Raw genomic sequence first — 20,536 nt, 5'->3', positions numbered from 1 at the left:
CCTCCATCCGGGTGCCGGGCGTCCGGCAGATGGCCTTTTGCAGCCATTTGCACCAAGGGAAATGAGGGAGATACAACTCACCCGCACGGCCCCCGGGCATGAGAACACCTGACCGATCCACCACTCGTGCGGACGGGCGGACACGACATCAGGATGCCGTGCCCGCCCGTCTTCTGATGTGGCGTCGCCCAGCGGCGGCGTACGCCCTACTGCGTCCGACTCACTGAGCGGCTGCCGGGTCGGCCGGCCTGGCCGTGCCCTCCCCGTCCCCGCCGTCGGAACCGCCCTCGTCGCCCACCGCGATGCCCCGCCTCTTGGAGACGTAGACCGCGCCGACGATGACAGCGATGGCCAGCACGGCCACCACCGCACGCACCCCCGCGCTCGCGTCCTCGCCGTAGCTGAACTGCACCACCGCGGGTGCGATGAGGAGCGCCACCAGGTTCATCACCTTGAGCAGGGGGTTGATCGCCGGCCCGGCCGTGTCCTTGAACGGATCGCCGACCGTGTCACCGATGACGGTCGCGGCATGGGCCTCACTGCCCTTGCCGCCGTGATGGCCGTCCTCGACGAGTTTCTTGGCGTTGTCCCATGCACCGCCGGAGTTGGCGAGGAAGACGGCCATCAGCGTCCCGGTGCCGATCGCTCCCGCCAGATAGGAGCCGAGTGCTCCGACACCGAAGGTGAAGCCGACCGCGATCGGCGCCAGCACCGCCAGCAGCCCGGGGGTGGCCAGCTCGCGCAGCGCGTCCTTGGTGCAGATGTCGACGACGCGCCCGTACTCCGGCTTCTCGGTGTAGTCCATGATCCCGGGGTGCTCGCGGAACTGCCGCCGCACCTCGTAGACCACGGCACCCGCGGACCGGGACACCGCGTTGATGGCCAGGCCGGAGAAGAGGAAGACCACTGCGGCCCCGAGGATGAGCCCGACCAGGTTGTTGGGCTGGGAGATGTCCAGGCTCAGCCCCATCTCCCCGGCCGAGGCGCCGACGTCGTCGACCGCGGTGGCGATCGCGTCCCGGTAGGAGCCGAAGAGCGCCGCTGCCGCCAGAACGGCCGTGGCGATGGCGATTCCCTTGGTGATGGCCTTGGTGGTGTTGCCCACGGCGTCCAGGTCGGTGAGGACCTGCGCGCCGGCGCCGGTCACGTCACCGGACATCTCCGCGATGCCCTGCGCGTTGTCGGAGACCGGACCGAAGGTGTCCATGGCGACGATGACACCGACGGTGGTGAGCAGCCCGGTTCCGGCCAGCGCCACCGCGAACAGCGCCAGCATGATCGACGTACCGCCCAGCAGGAACGCCCCGTAGACGCCGAGCCCGATCAGCAGCGCGGTGTAGACGGCGGATTCCAGGCCGATGGAGATACCGGCGAGCACAACGGTCGCCGGTCCGGTCAGTGAGGACTTGCCGATGTCCCTGACGGGGCGCCGGCTGGTCTCGGTGAAGTAGCCGGTCAGCTGCTGGATCAGGGCTGCCAGCACGATGCCGATGGCGACGGCGACCAGCGCGAAGACCCGCGGGTCCCCGCCGTGCGAGGTGACGGACGCGTCGGTGACCCCGTCCAGTTCCGCGTACGAGGACGGCAGGTAGACGAAGACCGCGACGGCCACCAGTACGAGCGAGACGACTGCGGAGATGAAGAATCCGCGGTTGATGGCGGTCATTCCGCTTCGGTCGGTGCGCCGCGGGGCAACCGCGAAGATCCCGATCATCGCGGTGACCACGCCGATCGCCGGCACGATCAGCGGGAAGGCCAGCCCCGCATCACCGAAGGCGGCCTTGCCGAGGATGAGCGCGGCAACCAGTGTGACGGCATACGACTCGAAGAGATCGGCCGCCATGCCCGCGCAGTCACCGACGTTGTCGCCCACGTTGTCGGCGATGGTGGCGGCGTTGCGGGGGTCGTCCTCCGGGATGCCCTGCTCCACCTTGCCGACCAGGTCGGCACCGACGTCGGCCGCCTTGGTGAAGATGCCCCCGCCGACCCTCATGAACATCGCGATCAGCGCCGCACCGAGGCCGAAACCCTCCAGCACCTTCGGCGCGTCGGCGGCGTAGACGAGGACCACGCAGGAGGCGCCCAGGAGCCCCAGCCCCACCGTGATCATGCCCACCACGCCGCCCGTACGGAAAGCGATCTTCGTCGCTTTGTGGGAAACCGCAGTGAGATCCTTTTCCGGTTCGCCTTCCGCGGGGGTCGCCTCACGTGCGGCGGCCGCCACCCGGACATTGCTCCGTACGGCCAGCCGCATGCCGATGTACCCAGTGGCTGCCGAGAAAAGCGCGCCCACCAGGAAGAACACCGAACGGCCGGCACGCTGCGACCAGTTGTCGGCCGGGAGCAGCAGAAGCAGAAAGAAGACGACGACGGCGAACACGCCGACCGTGCGCAGTTGCCGGGCCAGATAGGCATTCGCGCCCTCCTGGACCGCCGCCGCGATCTCCTTCATGCGCTCGGTACCCTCGCCAGCCGCCAGCACCTGGCGTACCAGCAGCTGGGCGACGATCAGTGCGGCGACAGCGACGACCGCGACAACGATCACGATGACGCGGTTGTCATCGGTGAGTACCGCGGCCGCGAGAGTGGTGGGTGGGTCGGAAAGTGCGGAAAACTGCGTCAGTTCTGCCAGTGGTGTGGTGCCGAACCCCGCCATACGTCCTCCTTGACGCTCAGCGCTCAAGACGTGGACGGATTGTAGGGAGCGGAACACGATCAAAACAGTGCGCGGTAAATGCAATTGCCCTTCATCCACCGAACGGCAATTGATCGAGTTCTCCGCGTGGACCAAATGCAGTAATGGGGCAGACGCATTGCCGGAAGATCACCGGCCGGGCAGAAACGAAAAAGGCCCTGCTCAGCAGGGCCTCGGAAATCTGGATGCGGGGGTGGCCGACTACGCCGTCGGGGTGGTCGAACCACCCCGGGACCGAGCCGCCTCAGGGAAGGACGGTGGCGGGCGTCTTCGGCCAGCTCATGCGGATCACTCCGCCATCCGCACCGGACCTGACCTCCACGTCGTCGACCAGACCGCTGATGACCGCGAGGCCCATCTCGTCCTCGCCGTCGCCTTCGGCATCCGGTTCCGGTTCGTCGGGTCCCACGCCGGGCGCGGCGTCGCGGCGTCCGGAGACACCACCGGGCACCGAACCGTCGGCACCCGGGCCGGGCACCTCGTCCCCGACCTCGATGGAGAAGGACTTCTCGTCCTCGATCAGGACGACCGTGACGGGCGCCGTGATGCCGTGGCTGCGGTGCAGCCCGACCGCGCGGCTGCAGGCCTCGCCCACGGCGAGCCTGACCTCGTCGAGCACGGCTTCGTCGACCCCGGCCCGGCGCGCCACGGCAGCCGCCACGAGGCGAGCCGTTCTGACGTGTTCGGGCTGGGCGCTGAAGCGGAGTTCAACGGTGGCCATGCGATCCCCCTCGAACGTACGTAACTGCATCCGCAGGAGCCGGGCACGCGGCCCGGTACCTGCGCTCTGTCTGCGAAAGCCGCTGACCGGCCGGCTCGCAGGCCTGCCGGCGCGACGGCGCCCCCAGCCTTCCGGCCGACGGACGACGCCCGGTCTCCGTTCGGCGATCGCCGGCCGCCCGACAACCGTCGGACAGCCGATCCGACCGCGCGGCGAACGGCCGACTGCGCTGGCAGATGAATATCAGCCGCAGACCGCCGAACGAGTGACGGAAGGATGCCCCACACCAGCCGCCGAGATCACCGGCCACCGAAGAACGGCCACCGTCGCCCCCGTCGACCGGAAGCGGAACCACCTCGGCCCCGACCACCGCCGGACCGGCTCAGAGCCGGTCCGGCCGCGGGCGGAACGTCAGTCGGTTGCCGCCACGGCCTCGTCGACCGTGGTGTGGATGGGGAACACCTTGGTCAGACCGGTGATCCGGAAAATCTTGAGAATGCGCTCCTGGTTGCACACCAGTCGCAACGAGCCCTCATGGGCCCGCACACGCTTCAAGCCGCCCACGAGCACGCCGAGGCCGGTGGAGTCGAGGAAATCGACGCCTTCCATGTCGACAACCAAGTGGTAGCTGCCGTCATTCACCAACTCGACCAACTGCTCGCGCAGCTTGGGCGCGGTATACACATCAATCTCGCCACCGACCTCGACGACCGTACGGTCGCCACCAGGGCCGGACACATTGCGAGTCGACAAGGACAGGTCCACGGATCCTCCAGCACCTTGCTATCGAGCGGTCGCCCCTCGGTCTCCCCGGCGGAGCCAGGGGACGGATCGCCAGCCGCGATGGCATTCAATCACTTACGGGCAGCCATGCACGACGCCTTGGGACCATTGTCCGTCTCGCCAGTGACACACTCGGTGCCGATGGCCAAGAATCACCGCCCCAGCAGACCGCCCGAGAGCGAGGGCTCCCGCCCCTCTCCCGACGTGGTCCTCGACCGGCTCGCCGCAGGGGCGGGCCGGTCCGCGCGCATCACTCATACGGAGCACTTGCCCCCGCGTACGGGAACCCATGCCATCTGGCCCGATCGCATCCGTCCGGAAGTGATCTCCGCCATCCAGAAGGCCGGAATCGATCACCCCTGGGCCCATCAGGCCGCCGCGGCAGAGCACGCTCTGGACGGGGAGTCGGTCGTGATCGCCACCGGCACGGCGTCCGGCAAGTCGCTGGCCTATCTCGCCCCGGTCCTCAGCGCCCTCCTGGACGGCTCCGAAGCCCCCAACGGCCGCGGGGCGACCGCCCTCTACCTCTCCCCCACCAAGGCCCTGGCAGCAGATCAGCGGCGCTCGGTGAGGGAACTGGCGGCTCCGCTGGGCAACGGGATCCGGCCGGCCGTCTACGACGGCGACACCCCGGTCGAAGAACGCGAATGGGTGCGCCAGTACGCCAACTACGTCCTCACGAATCCCGACATGCTGCACCGCGGGATACTCCCGTCCCATCCGCGCTGGTCCTCCTTCCTGCGTGCCCTGCGCTACGTCGTCATCGACGAGTGCCACACCTACCGCGGCGTCTTCGGCTCGCACGTCGCCCAGGTGGTGCGCCGGCTCCGCCGCCTGTGCGCCCGCTACGGCGCCGATCCCGTCTTCCTCCTCGCCTCCGCCACCGCCGCGGAGCCCTCGGTCGCGGCCGGCCGTCTCACCGGCCTCACGGTCACCGAGGTCGCCGACGACGCCTCCCCGCGCGGCGAACTGGTCTTCGCCCTGTGGGAGCCGCCCCTGACCGAGCTGTCCGGCGAGAAGGGCGCTCCCGTACGCCGTACCGCAACCGCCGAGACCGCTGACCTGCTCACCGACCTGACCGTGCAGGGCGTGCGCTCCGTCGCGTTCGTACGCTCGCGGCGTGGCGCCGAGCTCATCTCCGTCATCGCGAAGGAACGCCTCGCCGAGGTCGACCGGTCCCTGCCCGCGAGAGTCGCCGCCTATCGCGGGGGCTACCTCCCCGAGGAACGCCGCGCCCTGGAACGCGCACTGCACTCCGGCAGCCTGCTCGGCCTGGCCGCCACGACCGCCCTCGAACTCGGCATCGACGTCTCCGGCCTGGACGCCGTCGTCATCGCGGGTTATCCCGGCACCAGAGCTTCGCTGTGGCAGCAGGCCGGCCGCGCCGGCCGGGCCGGGCAGGGCGCCCTCGCCATCCTGGTGGCCCGCGACGACCCGCTGGACACCTTCCTGGTCCACCATCCCGAAGCGCTGTTCCAGCAGCCCGTGGAGTCGACCGTCCTCGACCCGGACAACCCGTACGTCCTGGCTCCCCACCTGTGCGCCGCCGCCGCGGAGCTGCCGCTCACCGCATCGGACCTGGCCCTCTTCGGCCCCGCCGTGGCCGAGCTGCTGCCACAGCTGGAAGCCGCGAAGCTGCTCCGCAAGCGGACGTCGGGCTGGCACTGGACCCGGCGCGAGCGCGCCGCGGACCTCACCGACATCCGGGGAGAGGGCGGCCGCCCCGTCCAGATCGTCGAGGAGGGCACCGGGAGGCTGCTGGGCACGGTCGACGAGTCCGCCGCGCACACGGCCGTCCACGAGGGCGCCGTCCACCTCCACCAGGGCCGCACCTATCTGGTCCGGAAACTGGATCTGGAGGACTCTGTCGCGCTGGTCGAGGAAGCTGGTCCGCCGTACTCGACGACCGCACGCGACACCACAGCCATCGCCGTCCTGGACACCGAAACCGAGATCCCCTGGGGGGACGGGCGGCTCTGCTACGGCTCCGTCGAAGTGACCAATCAGGTCGTCTCCTTCCTCCGTCGCAAACTGATCACCGGCGAGGTGCTCGGCGAGACCAAACTGGACCTTCCACCCCGCACCCTGCGCACCCGTGCCGTGTGGTGGACCGTGACCCAGGACCAGCTCGACGCGGCCCGGATCAACCCGGAGATCCTGGGCGGCGCCCTGCACGCCGCCGAGCACGCGTCGATCGGGATGCTGCCGCTCTTCGCCACCTGCGACCGCTGGGACATCGGCGGTGTCTCGGTCCCGCTGCATCCGGACACTCTGCTGCCGACCGTCTTCGTGTACGACGGCCATCCCGGCGGCGCCGGCTTCGCCGAACGCGCCTTCCACACCGCCCGCGCCTGGCTGACCGCCACCCGCCAGGCGATCGCGTCCTGCGAGTGCGAAGCGGGCTGCCCGTCGTGCATCCAGTCCCCCAAATGCGGCAACGGCAATGACCCCCTGCACAAACGGGGAGCCATCCGCCTGCTCACGGAACTCCTCCGGTCCGCCCCGCACGATCCTGGCGCGGCGGACTCCAGGGAGGTACCGGCTCCCGCGGAGGAACCCGGCTCGTCGCAATAGTCCCGTTCCCGGGGCCAGCAGGCCCGCCGGCGGGACAACGGCACTCCCCACAAGCGCCGGGCTCTCGGCAGGTCCGAGCGGCCCGGTGGGCCCCGCCGCCGACGGGCCGGCCCGGGACCTGACCTCGGGCGCGTACGGCCCCCGCCGTACTCGGGCCGTCACATCGGCGATCTCCCCCTGAACGGTGCACCGCACCACTTGCGCCCCCTGCGCCGCTGCCACCATCCGGGCCGACCGGCAGGCAGCAGCGGATCCCTCCAGAGCACGGTCGGCCGCGGCCAGTGCTGCCAGGTCGGCCGCACCTCCGGCCCGGTGCCGGACCGCCACCACTTGACCGAGAGCCAGGACCACTGCGAAGACCGCGCACAGCGTCGCTGTGGTCACCGCCGCCCACACGGTCGCCAGCCCCTGGTCCCGCCGCGTCCCGCACACCCGCATCCGGACCGGCCCCGGGGCCGGTCTACGAGGACCGGGCCACACCGTCACGACGCCACCCCCGCCCTACTCTCAGCCACCGCGGTGCCCTCGACCCTGGCCGTGCCCTCGACCCCCGCCGCGCCCTCGACCCCCGCCGCGCCCTCGACCCCCGCCGCGCCCTCGACCCCCGCCGCGCCCTCGGCCAGCGCCACGTCCTCGGCCCCTGCCGAACCTTCGTTCTCCGGCGTGTCCTCAACCCCCGGCATGTCCTCGGCCGCCGCCACGGCCTCCGCGCTGAGCGTCACGGCCACCGGCCCGGGCCCCGGCGCCGGTGCGGCCACGGTGACCCGCCACAGCGCCCCGGCCCGCTCCACCTCGACCCGTGCCCGCTCGGGCGCCGCCGACAGAGCAGCCTCCCTCACCTGCGTCTCCGGTTCGGAGCGGGCCGCCGCCCTGGCACCGGCCCGAGCCGCGTCCACGCACCGGATCTGAGCCGAGGCGGCCATCAGCGCCCACAACAGGGCGAGCGCAAAGAGCACCATCGCCGGGAGCGCCATGGCCGCCTCCGCCGTTACGGCCCCCCGCTCTCCCCACCGCCCGCTCGGCCGGGACTTCTCCCGAGGGCTTCTCTCCCACCCGGCACCTTCCCCTCCTCCGCAGGCCGCCAATGCTCCGGCTCCGTCCTCAGAACTTCGCATCAAGTGCGTCCTTGAGCAGTGACTGCAGCTGTGCCATGACCGGCGGACTGGTGACCACCTTGTAGAGCACCGCTGCAAAGGCGCAGGCCGCGATCGTTCCGACCGCGTACTCCGACGTCGTCATTCCCGCGTCCGCCCGAACCTTGCGTGCCACAGTCCGCGCCCAGTGCATGATCTTCCGCATCACTTCAAACTCCCGTTGAACCGATAATTTATGGAGGTATTTCCCTTTTCCAGGCTTTTTGGGTTATCAAGGCTGCAACAGCCCTCCAGCCAGCCCGATCACCACGGGCGCCACGCCAACGGTCAGAAAGGCGGGCAGGAAACAGAGCCCGACAGGTGCGGTGATCAGCACGGCAGCCCGCTGGGCCCGCGCCACGGCCGCGCTCGCCCTCTCGGCCCTCATGGCCTCGGCCAGCCTGGCCACCGGCTCCGCCGCGGGAGCGCCGGTCGAACCGGCCCGGTCCAGACAGCGCGCCAGAGCGGCAGCCCCCGGTATCGCCCCGAGCCTCCCCCAGGCGACGGCAGGATCGCCGCCGAGCCAGATCTCCGCCGCCGTACGCGCCAGTTGCTCACCGACGGGCCCGCCCAACGACTCCCCGACCGCCTCGGCCGCCTCACGCGGGCCGGCACCTGCGGAGATGCAGGCCGCCAGGAGATCAGCCGCCAACGGAAGCTGGCGCATCGACTCCGCTGCCCTCGCCGCCTCCTCCGCAGCGGCACGCGGTGCCTGCCCGAGCCGCACGCGCTGCCATCTCCAAGTGCCGCACCCCACCGCCAGCCCGACCGCCCATCCCGCAGGACCACCCACGAGGAACCAGCCCGTCAGAACTGCCCCCAGCACTGCCGCCCACTGCCTGCCAACGGCGACGGAGGCCGGCGACCGCATCCCTTCATGGCCCAGGCCCATCCGACCCGCGCCGGGGAAAACCGGCGCGACAGGGGCAACGGCAAGGAGCGCCAGACCCCGCCGACGCACCCGTTGTCCGGTCCGACGCCGAGCCAGAGCGAGTGCCGGCTGGACACACCCACCCAGCACGAGCGCCGCCGCCCCCACCCTGTGGACAACTGCACCGACTTCACCGACCACGGCGCTCATGCCACTTCTCCTTTGCGGACGATCCTCATCGCCCAGGCCAGCCCGACCGCTTCCATGGATGCGCCCGCCGCCAGACACCCCAGCCCGACAGGACGGTGCAGCAACACCCCCAGCGGATCCGCCCCGAGGGCCTCCCCCAACCCCAACCCCAGGACCGGCAGCAGTGCCAGCACCGTGACCGTCGACCAGGCGCCGGCCAACTGCGCTCGCAGTTCCTCCCGCCGGCGCCTCTCGGCCCGCAACGCACCTTCCAGCCGGTCCAGGCCGGCTGCGAGCCCCGCGCCACCGTCCGCTGCCACCCGCCAGCAAGCAGCCACTCCCGTGAGCCCCTCCAGGCCCGGCTCGCCCGCTGCTTGCCTCAGCGCTCGCGGGACATCGCCCCCGAACCGCGCCGCGGCCGACACCCCCGGCCCTGCCGCGCCCAGCGCCCCCGTGCTGTGAACCGCGGCAAGCAGCGCCCGACCCGGCTCGTGCCCGGCCCTCAACTCGCCCACCACCGCGCCGCACAGGTCCAGCACGCCGTCGGCCCGCCGCTCCCGTTCCTTGCGCAACTCCCTTCGTCCCAGCCATCGCCGTACCACGGGGGCCACCGCCACCCCCGCGATCAGCGGCAGCACGGACTCACCCAGGACGGCGAGCACCAGAGCGACCGGCAGGCACAACCACTCCCTCCGCCCCTTCAGTCGCTCCCCGAGCCGGTTGCGGCCGTTCTCCCAGCGCGCCCGAAGCGGCGTCCGGACCAGACCTGGACCGAACAACGCCCGCGCTCTCCTGTGCCCTTGGCTTCCCCCGGCCACCGCCGCACCGGCCGCTGCCCCCGCGCACAGCGCGGCCGCGTACGTCACCTCCAGCACCCCCACCGTCGTGCCACTCACCGCTCACCGCCGATCAGAGCCCGCAGTCGCTCCCAGCCCCGCTCCCGATCGAATCCGTCCGCTCCCCAGCGCAGGGCCGGAACAGTCACCACCAGCCCCGCTCCATCGCGTTCCAGCACCTGGATCTCTGAGATCCTCCGCTGGCCGGTGCGGTCCCGGACGAGATGGACCACCACCGACAACGCCGCTGCCAGTTGGCTGTGGAGCGCTGCCCGGTCCAGACCCGCAGCGGTCCCCAGCGCCTCCAGCCGGGCCGGGACGTGCTCGGCTGCGTTGGCGTGCACAGTTCCGCAGCCACCCTCGTGACCCGTGTTCAAGGCCGCCAGCAACTCGGTGACCTCTGCGCCTCGCACCTCCCCGACGACCAGCCTGTCGGGGCGCATACGAAGGGCCTGCCGCACCAGATCGCGGAGGGTCACACGCCCCGCACCCTCCTGGTTCGCAGGGCGCGATTCCAGACGCACCACGTGCGGGTGGTCCGGCCGGAGCTCGGCCGAGTCCTCGGCGAGCACGATCCGCTCCTGCGCCCCCACCACGCCGAGCATGCTGGACAGGAGCGTCGTCTTCCCCGCCCCCGTCCCGCCGCTGATCAGGTAGGAGACGCGTGCTTCAACCAAGGCCCGCAATACCTGGCCACCCCCCGGCGGTACCGTCCCCGCCGTGACCAGCTCCTCCAACGAGAAGGCCTTGGGCCGGACCACCCGAAGCGACAGACACGTCGATCCGACCGAGACCGGCGGCAGCACGGCATGCATCCGGGTCCCGTCCGGAAGCCGGGCGTCCACCCATGGCCTGGCATCGTCCAGACGCCGCCCTGCAACGGCCGCCAGCCGCTGCGCCAGCCTGCGGACTGCCGGTGCGTCCACGAAGGTGACCGCGGTGAGTTCGAGCCCGCGGCCCCGGTCCACCCACACGCGGTCGGGCGCGGACACCAGCACATCTGTCACCGCCGGATCGGCGAGCAGCGGCTCCAGCACGCCTGTACCGATCAGTTCACCGCGCAGTTCATCTGCCGCGCCCAGCACCTCGGCATCCCCGAGTAACCGCCCCTGCGCCCTCAACGCGGCCGCCACCCCCGCCGGAGTCGGCGCCGCGCCGCTCTGCGCCAGTCGCTGCCTCACCGCGTCGAGCAACGCCTCGGTCATGACGCACCCCCCAAGGCCTGGCTTCCGGCCGCCTCGCCCGCAAGGGCTCGGTCCCAGAATGCCGAGCAGAACCTGGCCAACGGCCCACGGGGGCTTCCGCCGGGGGGCTCGCCCATGTCCTGCTCGGCAAGCAGTCCGGGCTCCAAGGGAAGTTCGCCGACTAGCGGCAACCCCATGGCGTGCGCCACCCACTGCTCGTCGAGGCCGGACGCGTACGGTCCGCGCGCCACCACGCGCAGGTCCTCCAGCACCATGCCTGCCATCGATGCCACCCTCTTCGACGCAGCGACCGCCCGCAGCTCCCCGGGCACCACCAGGAGACCGAGGTCCAGCTGGGCGAGGGCCTCAGCCACCGCTTCGTCGACCCGCCTCGGCAGATCGACGACCACAACGCCGCCGAGCCTGCGCGCGGCGCCCAGAACCGCCTGCATGGCCTGCGGCGGGATGACCACCCAGTCGTCACGGCCCCAGCTGAGCACCCGCAGCCCGTGCAGGGAGGGCAACGACTCCTCCAGGGCCCCTCCGCCGACCCGCCCCTTGGAATGGGCGAAATCAGGCCACCTCATCCCCTCGGCCCGCTCACCACCGAGCAGTACGTCGATGCCGCCGCCCAACGGATCGCCGTCGATCAGCATCGTCCGCTGCCCGGCCCTCGCCGCGGTCACCGCCAGCGCGCAGGCCAGCGTTGACGCTCCGGAGCCACCCCGGCCACCGATCACCCCGACGGTCAGCGCGGGCCTGCCCACCCCCTCCGCCGCGTTGGCGATCTGATCGACCAGCCAGCTCTCCGAATCAGGCAGGCGCAGCACATACTCCGCCCCGATCTCCACAGCCTTGCGCCACACGTCGGGAGCGTCCTGGTCCCGGCCAACGAGCATCACGCCCCGCCTCCGGGCAGCCCCGCGGCACCGCACCGCCGCGTCGTCGCCCACGAGGACCATGGGTGCCTGCTCCCATCCGCCTCTGCGGTCGGGCATCGTGTGATGAACCTCGGGTTCCGCTCCGGCGGCTGCGCACAGCCTCAGCAGATCGTCGAGCAGTTCCACATCCTCGGTCACGATCAGCGGTCCGCCCCGTCGAGCCTCGGCGGCCGGCAGACGATCGCGTGCGCTGGATTCAGCCACGTTCTCCGCCCCCTTCTTCACTCACCTTCACCGCGGTTGGCGGCGATCTCGGAGCCTTCCGAGAACGGCGATTCCGGAACCCGTGGACTTCACGGGTGGAATCACGGTGCAGCGCTTCGGGAAATGGTGTGGATCTTGCTCAAGAACTGTGGACATCTCCGCCGTTGTGAATAACTCCGTCGCTCAAACCGGCGACTTCCGAGAGCAGCCCTTCCGTAACTCACCGTGACGGGACATGCTGATAGGAGTCGAGCACGGGTGCAGGCCATCACGGCCTAAAAGGAGGAGACATGCGTGATTCCGAGCGGCAGAACCGCGTCCGGACATGCGACGACCCCCGCCGGGGGGGAGAGCGGGGGTCGTCCCCACGGCCGACTCGGGGGGGGGAGGAGTCGGACCGGGTTAGCACGGTCGCGAACGATCCGTGACTTCCATGGTGTACCCGAGAGCCTTCTCAGGCAAACCCACGCGCCGGGGTTTACGCCGAATGGTGGGCCCCTATGCTCTGCCTTGTGGAAAACCGCTTCTTGCCGCGCACGGCCGCCTTCTTCGACCTGGACAAGACGGTCATTGCGAAGTCATCGACGCTGACCTTCAGCAAGTCCTTCTACCACGGCGGGCTGATCAACCGCCGCGCTGTACTGCGCACTGCGTACGCACAGTTCGTGTTCCTTGCCGGGGGCGCAGATCACGACCAGATGGAGCGGATGCGCGAATATCTCTCATCGCTCTGCAAGGGCTGGAACGTGCAGCTGGTGAAGGAAATTGTCGCCGAGACCCTGCACGACCTGATCGACCCGATCATCTACGACGAAGCAGCCACCCTCATCGAGGAGCACCACACCGCCGGACGTGACGTGGTGATCGTGTCGACCTCGGGGGCCGAGGTGGTGGAACCGATCGGTGAGCTGCTGGGTGCCGACCGCGTCGTCGCCACCCGAATGGTTGTCGGCGACGACGGATGCTTCACGGGAGAGGTGGAGTACTACGCATACGGACCGACGAAGGCCGAGGCCATCAGGGCTCTCGCCGCGTCCGAGGGCTACGACCTCACTCGTTGCTACGCATACAGCGATTCAGCCACCGATGTACCGATGCTGGAATCCGTCGGCCATCCGCACGCGGTGAATCCGGACCGCGCACTGCGGCGCGAGGCGATGTTGAGGGAATGGCCGATTCTGGTCTTCGACCGCCCCGTCCGGCTCAAGCAACGCCTGCCCGCACTCTCGATGCCGCCACGGCCGGCACTCATGGCCGCTGCAGCGGTCGGGGCAGCGGCCCTCACTGCTGGGGTCGTCTGGTACACCGCCCGGCGCCGCACCGCCGCACGCCTGCCCGTTTGAACCAACTCGTCCGTAATTGAACCTAAAAGTAAAGAAGTGCGGCCAGCACTTCCCCTCACCCCACCCCTGGAGTACAAAGGAGTCAACGGCCCGCGAGACCAAGGACATCCGAGAGGATGACCTGTAACGCAGAGACGGCCCCACGGACCGCGCATGAAAGCCGGGCACCCACGCGACGTCGACCCGTCGATTACGGGCCAGCCGCACCAGGAACGGGCAAAGCATCCGACCTGATGGGCATATATCGAGGACGCTTGGTAACTGGGTGGACATGCCAGCGGCGGTACCGGATTCGGTACCGCCGCAACCCTGCCCGGCCGTGCAATGCACTGCGCTGACCGGCAACAGTCACGGCAGGCACCCACCGCCGCCGGGCCCCCCGCGCCGGCCTTGCACGACACCGCGCTATGCGGCTCCGCGCTGAAGCGCCTCGCATACCGCGGTCGATTCCCTGACGCCCAGCTCCGCCGACCGCCCACAGTGGGCGATCCAGGCAGCCATACCCTCGGGCGTACCCGTCAGATACCCCTCGAAGGCCGCCACGTACGCGGCCCGCCCCTGCTCGGCGTGACCGACCTCGGCCGGACAGATCGACTTCGGGTCCAGCCCGCTCCCGATCAGCACGATCCGTTCGGCAGTCCGCGCGACCAGGCCGTTGTACGAGCCGAATGGGCGCAGCGCCAGCAGTTCACCATGGACAACCGCAGCCGTCACCAGAGCGGGTGCCGCGCTCCCCGAAAGAATGAGTCCACTGAGCCCTTCGAGCCGGCCCGCCATCTCGTCCGCGTTCGGCAGGGGCGCCTCGATCAGAGGCTCGTCCACTGTTTCGCCCGCCAGCCGGGGCCGTCCGACCGCGTCCTCGGGCGCTGCACCGCCGGCCGCCACCAGATGAAGTCGCGCGAGGACTCGCAGAGGCGACTGTCGCCAGATGGAGAGGAGTTGGCCCGCTTCGGCCGTCAGACGCAGAGCCGCCCCGATCACGTGGGCCTCACCGTCACCGCTGAAGTCGGTGCGGCGGCGCACCTCCTCGAGGTTCCAGTCGGCACCCGAGAGCGCAGCGGAGCCACGGGCGCCCCGCAGAGCTGCCTCGGCGGTCACCTCGTTGCTGCGACGCCGCATGACACGGTGGCCGTAGACCCGGTCGACAGCCTTGCGTACGGAGTCCACCGCATCGGCCACGCCCGGCAGGGCACCGAGGGCGGCGAGCGGGTCCGAGGAAGTCGTACTCATAAGTAGCGAGGCTACGCGCCCCCTGCACAACTACTGAACCGAAGTGGCGTCCTTCACGAACTTCGACAGCGCACCGCAATCGTGCCACTACGCTAGGTGAACATGAAGATCGCTTTCGTAGGGAAGGGCGGCAGCGGGAAGACCACGCTGTCCTCGCTCTTCATCCGCCACCTTGCCGCCAATGAAGCTCACGTCGTCGCGGTGGACGCCGACATCAACCAGCACCTCGGGGCCGCGCTCGGCCTCGACGAGAAGGAGGCAGCGGCCCTGCCCGCCATGGGAGCGCAGCTGCCACTGATCAAGGAGTATCTGCGGGGCAGCAATCCTCGCATCGCCTCGGCCGAGACGATGATCAAGACGACGCCGCCGGGTGAGGGCTCCCGGCTGCTGCGGGTGTGCGAGGACAACCCCGTCTACGACGCCTGCGCACGAACGGTCGGGCTCGACGACGGGGACATCCGGCTGATGGTCACTGGGCCGTTCACCGAGTCGGACCTGGGGGTGGCCTGCTACCACTCGAAGGTCGGCGCGGTCGAGCTCTGCCTCAACCACCTCGTCGACGGCCCGGAGGAGTACGTGGTGGTCGACATGACGGCCGGTTCGGACTCCTTCGCCTCCGGGATGTTCACCCGCTTCGACATGACGTTCCTGGTTGCCGAGCCGACCCGCAAGGGCGTCTCGGTCTACCGCCAGTACAAGGAGTACGCGCAGGACTTCGGCGTCGCGCTGAAGGTGGTCGGCAACAAGGTGCAGGGAGAGGACGACCTGGACTTCCTGCGCGCCGAGGTCGGCGACGACCTGCTGGTCACCATCGGCCACTCCGACTGGGTGCGGGCGATGGAGAAGGGGCGCCCCGCCCGCTTCGAGCTGCTGGAGGCGGACAACCGCATGGCCCTGCAGGCCTTGCAGAACGCCGCGGAGGACTCGTACGAGCAGCGGGACTGGGAGCGCTACACGCGGCAGATGGTCCACTTCCACCTGAAGAACGCGGAGAGCTGGGGCAACGAGAAGACGGGGGCCGACCTGGCCGCCCAGGTCGACCCCGCGTTCGTACTCGACGAGCGGCATGCGCGGGCCGGTGTTGCCCAGCCCGCCTGAGCGGCTGACGCGCTGCAGGGCCCGCCCCCCGCCCTTCCCCGACGGGCGGGGGGCGGGGCAGGTCCTGCAGCGAGCGTCCCGCCGGGCCAGGCCGGGGCGGAACGCGCAACCGGTTGCCCTGGGGCCCGAAGACTCCCTCAAGGATCCGACCCGATCCGGCGGCAGGCCGGCCCCCCGGGAACAGGCCCTAGCGGTCGGCCTGCTCCCCGGCCGACCCGACGGGCGCCTTCGCCTCAGCCTCGCCCTGGCTCTCGCCCTTGCCCTTGCCCTTGCCGGGCTTCGCGGCCCCGCCGAGGAACGAGGCCCAACCGGCCTTCGGCGCCTTGCCGACCTTCAGCGTGCCGAGCTTGGCGAGCGTGGCCGGGTCCTGTGCGTCCAGCCAGTCCGCGAGCTGCCTGAAGGACACGCAGCGCACGCCTTCCTTGGTGCACACCGTCTCGATCGTCTCCTCGATGGCACGCATGTAGGTGCCACCGTTCCAGGACTCGAAGTGGTTGCCGATGATCAGAGGGGCACGGTTCCCGTCGTAGGCGCGATCGAAGGCCTGGATCAGGCCGTCCCGCATCTGGTTGCCCCAGTACTCGTGCTGATCCGGATCCCCCTGTGTCGTACCGGACTGGTTGAACATGAAGTTGTAGTCCATCGACAGTGTTTCGAACTCGCGCCCCGGCACCGGGACAAGCTGCATCGAGAGGTCCCAGATGCCGTCCTTCTTCTTCGGCCAGACCTGGTCGTTGACTCCGCTGGAGTCGTAGCGGAAGCCCATCGAACGTGCCGCCGCGACCATGTTCTTCTGCCCCTCCAGGCAAGGGGTTCGGCCGCCGATCAGCTCCTTGTCGTAGTCGAAGGGCAGTGACTTCTCACCCTTGAGGTCCGGATCATTGCTCTTCCAGCCCTTCACGAACGACTTGGCCTGACGGATCTCGCTCTTCCACTCGTCGACGGACCAGGTGCCGACGCCACCGTCCTTGCCGCAGAAATGACCGTTGAAGTGGGTACCGATCTCGTTGCCGTCCAGCCAGGCACCACGCACCTGATCCAGGGTGTCCCTGATGCCAGTGGTGTCGTTGAAGCCGATGTCGGAGCTGCCCGCGTTGTGCTTGGGCGGGTCGTAGAGCTCACGCTTGGCCTCCGGCAGCAGGTACACGCCGCTCAGGAAGTACGTCATGTTCGCGTGGTACTTCTTGCCCACCTCGCGGAAGTGCGAGAAGAGTCGCTGGCTGTCCTCCCCGGCCCCGTCCCAGGAGAACACCACGAACTGCGGCGGTTTCTGACCGGTCGCCAGCCGTTGCGCAGCCGGTTGTTTCGGCTGGGCACCCGTGAAGGCGGTCGACCCGTCACCGATGAGTCGGACGGCACTCTTCGGGGCCGCTTCGGCCGCCTTCTTCTTCGCCCCCGCAGCACCGTTCGCGGCCCCGAGGCCGGGGTCGCTCGGGCCTGAACCCGCTCCGGTGCAGCCGGCCGCTCCCACGGCCAGCGCAACGGCCATGAGCCCCAAGGCGAACCTCTTCGCGGCGGCCATCATCCGCCCACCCTCTTCCTTGCAGGTAACTTGCGCTGAAGTGCCGACACGGCGCGGCCAAAGTCGCACGCAGTGCACACAAATTCGGGCGACAGGCCGCATGAAAAGCTGCTTATTCACTGGAACGGGTGCTGCAATGGCCCATTTGCTCTCAATCCTGGACACTCATCTTTACTCTCCATTACGATCTGTTTACCGAGAGTTGAGATATCCCGCCGCTGCACGCCGTGACCCACGGCCGCGTCCCCACGTTCCGCGACCGCGCTGCCCCGGAGGAGACGGGAAAAATGTCTGCCTGCGTCCCCACTCGCCCTGACCACTCATCCCGCAGTTCGCGCCCTCCCCGATCGTCGGGAGTGAAGCGACCGCACAGCCCGCCTCCGCCGCACCGCGGCGGTCGATTCTGCATCGCGGGCGCCGACCTGTCCGCATCGATCACCGTTTTCCTGCTCGCCGTCCCCATGTCGCTCGGCCTGGCCGTCGCCATGGACGCGCCATTGGAGGCGGGACTCATCTCCGCCGCAGTCGGCGGCATCGTCGCCGGACTGCTCGGCGGGACACCTCTGCAGGTCTCCGGGCCGTCCGCCGGACTGACCGTGGTAACTGCCGAGTTGATCCAGATCTACGGCTGGCGCACCACCTGCGCGATCACCATTGGTGCAGGTCTTCTGCAAGTCGTACTGGGCTCCCTGCGGGCCGCGCGCAGCGCGCTGGCCGTCAGCCCCGCCATCGTCCACGGCACGCTCGCCGGCATCGGGGTGGCGATCGCACTCGCCCAGCTGCACATCGTGCTCGGCGGTTCACCACAGAGCTCGGCCGTCTCCAACGCCCTTCATCTGCCGGCCCAGTTGGAGAGGGTGGGACCGGCGGCGCCATTGATCGGCGGACTCACCATTGCCGTCCTGGTGATCTGGCCTCGGATTCCGGGACGGGCCGGACGCATTGTGCGGCGGGTCCCGGCAGCCTTGGCCGCGGTGGCGATGGCGACCGCCGTAGCCGCCCTGGTCGCCCCTTCGATCGCCCGGGTCGACCTGCCGTCCTGGCGCTCGCACGCACTGCCGGAAATGCCTCAGGGGCCGGTGCTCGGCCTCGCCACAGCCGTATTCACGATGATGCTGGTGGCCAGTCTGGAATCCCTGCTCGCGGCCGTCGCAGTGGACAAGCTGACTGCCGACCGGAGCCGCGAGCGGTCGGCCGGTCCCGTCGCCGATGGCGGCGACAGCCGGCCCGGCGGACCTGACGCCCACGTCGCAGGAGCGGGGCCCGCCGCGGCCGCGCCCCCGCTCAAGCGTTCCGACCTCGACCGCGAGCTCCGCGCGCAGGGCATCGCCAACACCGTGTCCGGCCTGCTCGGGGGGCTGGCGGTCTCCGGTGGCGCGGTGCGGAGTTCGGCGAATGTACGGGCCGGAGCGACCGGGCGTGCCTCCACTGTGCTGCACGGCGTCTGGGTCCTGCTCGCCACCGGCTTTCTGGTCACCGCACTGGAGTGGATCCCGTTGGCCGCCCTCGGCGCGCTCGTGATGGTGGTCGGTGTCCAGATGGTGAACTTCGCCCACATCCGCAACGTCCACAAGCACCGGGAATTCCTGGTGTACGGCGCGACGATCAGCGGCGTGCTGCTCTTCGGCGTACTCAAGGGTGTGGCGATCGGGATCGCCGCGGCGGTGGCCGTCGCCCTGCACCGGCTGGCTCGGACGCGAATCACGGTGTCCGACCGCGATGGGCAGCATCTGGTCGTCGTGCGGGGTCAGTTGACGTTCCTTGCCGTACCCCGTCTCAGCAGGGCACTGGGACAGTTGCCCCAGGACGCGGACGTGGTCGTCGAGCTGGACGGCTTCTTCATGGACCACGCGGCGTACGAACTGATTCACGACTGGAGCAACGCCCACGCCGCCCACGGTGGCCGGGTCGCCTTCGCCGGCCGGTCCGGGGGCAGAATCGGCGAACCTGCCTCCGCGGCACACTCCTGTTGCCGCCCCTGGACCCCTTGGCGCAACCACCACTGCCACGACCGGCCGGAGCACATCCCCGTCACCGGCACAGGTACGGGTACGCACGCGCAGAGCGGCGGGGGCACGGCGGGGGCACCGGTAGCTGGGGCTGCGACCGCAGATACGGCTGAGGCCGACGCCCCTCCCGCCCCCCTGGCCGCCGAACCGGAGCCCGCGCTCGCACCCGCCTCCGCATCCACACCCACGCGTACGGATCGCCGTACACCGGGCGCGGACGGGTCACAGTCCGGGTCCATCCTCGCTCCGGATGCACTTGGCCACACGGAGAAGGAGACATCGCGTCCCGCACCGGATCGCGCAGGGCGCTTCGCGCCCGACCATGAGACTGCGAGGCCACAGCCGACCGGCAGTCAACGGCTGGTCAGTGGTCTCAGCTCGTTCCAGCGCAACACGGCTCCGCTGGTCCGTGAGGAGCTGGCGAGACTGGCCCGGGAGGGCCAGCGCCCCTCGCAGCTGTTCATCACCTGCGCGGACTCCCGGCTGGTCACGAGCATGATCACGGCGAGCGGTCCCGGCGATCTGTTCACCGTCCGCAACATCGGCAATCTCGTCCCGCCACCCGCCTCCGAGACCGGCGACCACTCGGTCGGTGCTGCCATCGAGTACGCGGTGGACATCCTGGGGGTCGAGTCCATCACCGTCTGCGGCCATTCCGGTTGCGGCGCCATGAACGCGCTGCTCGGCACCAGGCCGGAGGGGCCTGAGACCGCACTCTGGCGCTGGCTCCGGCACGGGGTCCCCAGCCTGGAGCGGATGGCCTCGCGCGACCGTGCCTGGGCCCGGATCTCCGGCCGGATGCCCGCCGATGCGGTGGAGCAGCTCTGTCTCACCAACGTCGTTCAGCAACTGGACCATCTGCGGGCCCATACGTCCGTGGCACGCCGCCTCGCCGAGGGCACCCTCCAGCTTCACGGCATGTATTTCCACGTGGCCGAGGCGCAGTCGTATCTGCTGACCGAGGGCGCGAGTGCCGGCAGCGGCCTCGACGAGGTGTTCGACCCGATCAGCCCGTCCCATGCGTCTCCGTCCGGTGATCCACTGGATCCGGCCCACCCGGCCCATCCGGCCGAGGCGGTCGATCCGGGCCGTGCGGTCGATCCGTCCGGTGCGACCGAGTTGGCGCGCACCGGCGCCTGAACCACATACCCCTCGAGTCCGTGAGACCTTGTGGTCCCGCTTCCGCACCCCCGGCAACATGCA

Annotated in this window: 14 protein-coding genes and 2 pseudogenes; 4 read left to right on the top strand and 12 right to left on the bottom strand. The window is 70.0% G+C overall.

What is annotated here, in order from left to right:
* Positions 1-220: 220 nt before the first annotated feature.
* From ABZ434_RS10635 to ABZ434_RS10625, 3 genes are all read right to left on the bottom strand, one after another.
* Positions 221-2,656 (bottom strand): sodium-translocating pyrophosphatase, encoded by a 2,436-nt coding sequence (locus tag ABZ434_RS10635; RefSeq protein ID WP_359133948.1) that lies wholly within the window; start codon positions 2,654-2,656, stop codon positions 221-223.
* Between the two features lie 283 nt (positions 2,657-2,939).
* On the bottom strand, positions 2,940-3,416 hold the full coding sequence (locus ABZ434_RS10630; RefSeq protein ID WP_359133946.1) for an ATP-binding protein: 477 nt from the start codon (positions 3,414-3,416) through the stop codon (positions 2,940-2,942).
* Positions 3,417-3,827: 411 nt separating this feature from the next.
* Positions 3,828-4,181, bottom strand: coding sequence for an STAS domain-containing protein (locus tag ABZ434_RS10625; RefSeq protein ID WP_003967428.1), 354 nt, complete (start codon positions 4,179-4,181; stop codon positions 3,828-3,830).
* 78 nt (positions 4,182-4,259) lie between these two features.
* On the opposite strand from ABZ434_RS10625, the gene ABZ434_RS10620 reads away from it, so the two are divergent.
* The gene (locus ABZ434_RS10620; protein ID WP_359133944.1) at positions 4,260-6,773 is read left to right on the top strand and encodes a DEAD/DEAH box helicase; all 2,514 of its coding nucleotides are present in this window, start codon (positions 4,260-4,262) and stop codon (positions 6,771-6,773) included.
* 102 nt (positions 6,774-6,875) lie between these two features.
* Here ABZ434_RS10620 and ABZ434_RS10615 read toward each other — a convergent pair.
* From ABZ434_RS10615 to ssd, 7 genes and pseudogenes are all read right to left on the bottom strand, one after another.
* Positions 6,876-7,211 (bottom strand): annotated as a pseudogene (locus ABZ434_RS10615) (Rv3654c family TadE-like protein); the annotation flags it as partial.
* Positions 7,212-7,456: 245 nt separating this feature from the next.
* Positions 7,457-7,780 (bottom strand): annotated as a pseudogene (locus ABZ434_RS10610) (TadE family type IV pilus minor pilin); the annotation flags it as partial.
* 94 nt (positions 7,781-7,874) lie between these two features.
* Complete coding sequence (locus tag ABZ434_RS10605; protein ID WP_359133941.1) at positions 7,875-8,072, bottom strand: DUF4244 domain-containing protein; 198 nt, start codon at positions 8,070-8,072, stop codon at positions 7,875-7,877.
* 66 nt (positions 8,073-8,138) lie between these two features.
* Positions 8,139-8,987 (bottom strand): type II secretion system F family protein, encoded by an 849-nt coding sequence (locus ABZ434_RS10600; RefSeq protein WP_359133939.1) that lies wholly within the window; start codon positions 8,985-8,987, stop codon positions 8,139-8,141.
* Positions 8,984-9,862: a type II secretion system F family protein gene (locus ABZ434_RS10595; RefSeq protein WP_359133937.1), complete on the bottom strand. Its 879-nt coding sequence runs from the start codon at positions 9,860-9,862 to the stop codon at positions 8,984-8,986. The genes ABZ434_RS10600 and ABZ434_RS10595 overlap by 4 nt, the downstream gene beginning before the upstream one ends.
* On the bottom strand, positions 9,859-11,007 hold the full coding sequence (locus tag ABZ434_RS10590) for a TadA family conjugal transfer-associated ATPase (RefSeq protein WP_359133934.1): 1,149 nt from the start codon (positions 11,005-11,007) through the stop codon (positions 9,859-9,861). Before ABZ434_RS10590 ends, ABZ434_RS10595 begins: the two co-directional genes overlap by 4 nt.
* Positions 11,004-12,065, bottom strand: a complete 1,062-nt coding sequence (gene ssd, locus ABZ434_RS10585) for a septum site-determining protein Ssd (protein WP_359134188.1) — start codon at positions 12,063-12,065, stop codon at positions 11,004-11,006. Before ssd ends, ABZ434_RS10590 begins: the two co-directional genes overlap by 4 nt.
* Positions 12,066-12,631: 566 nt before the next feature.
* Here ssd and ABZ434_RS10580 point away from each other — a divergent pair.
* Entirely contained in the window at positions 12,632-13,474 is an 843-nt protein-coding gene (locus ABZ434_RS10580) for an HAD-IB family hydrolase (RefSeq protein WP_359133932.1), read from the top strand.
* Positions 13,475-13,879: 405 nt separating this feature from the next.
* On the opposite strand, the gene ABZ434_RS10575 is transcribed toward ABZ434_RS10580, so the two are convergent.
* Complete coding sequence (locus ABZ434_RS10575; RefSeq protein ID WP_359133929.1) at positions 13,880-14,704, bottom strand: oxidoreductase; 825 nt, start codon at positions 14,702-14,704, stop codon at positions 13,880-13,882.
* A gap of 102 nt (positions 14,705-14,806) precedes the next feature.
* Between ABZ434_RS10575 and ABZ434_RS10570 the strand changes: the two genes are divergently transcribed.
* Positions 14,807-15,802, top strand: coding sequence for an ATP-binding protein (locus ABZ434_RS10570; protein WP_359133926.1), 996 nt, complete (start codon positions 14,807-14,809; stop codon positions 15,800-15,802).
* Between the two features lie 187 nt (positions 15,803-15,989).
* Here ABZ434_RS10570 and ABZ434_RS10565 read toward each other — a convergent pair whose 3' ends face one another.
* A complete protein-coding gene (locus ABZ434_RS10565) occupies positions 15,990-17,327 on the bottom strand; it encodes a hypothetical protein (protein WP_359133923.1) in 1,338 nt (445 codons plus the stop codon).
* A 284-nt stretch (positions 17,328-17,611) separates the two neighbouring features.
* Between ABZ434_RS10565 and ABZ434_RS10560 the strand changes: the two genes are divergently transcribed.
* Positions 17,612-20,473, top strand: coding sequence for a SulP family inorganic anion transporter (locus ABZ434_RS10560; protein WP_359133920.1), 2,862 nt, complete (start codon positions 17,612-17,614; stop codon positions 20,471-20,473).
* The last annotated feature ends 63 nt before the right edge of the window (positions 20,474-20,536 follow it).

The organism is Streptomyces sp. NPDC005761 (genome assembly GCF_040630635.1).
Taxonomy (GTDB): domain Bacteria; phylum Actinomycetota; class Actinomycetes; order Streptomycetales; family Streptomycetaceae; genus Streptomyces.
Note: the sequence above shows the minus strand (reverse complement) of the source record. Positions and strands in the feature narration are given on the sequence as shown.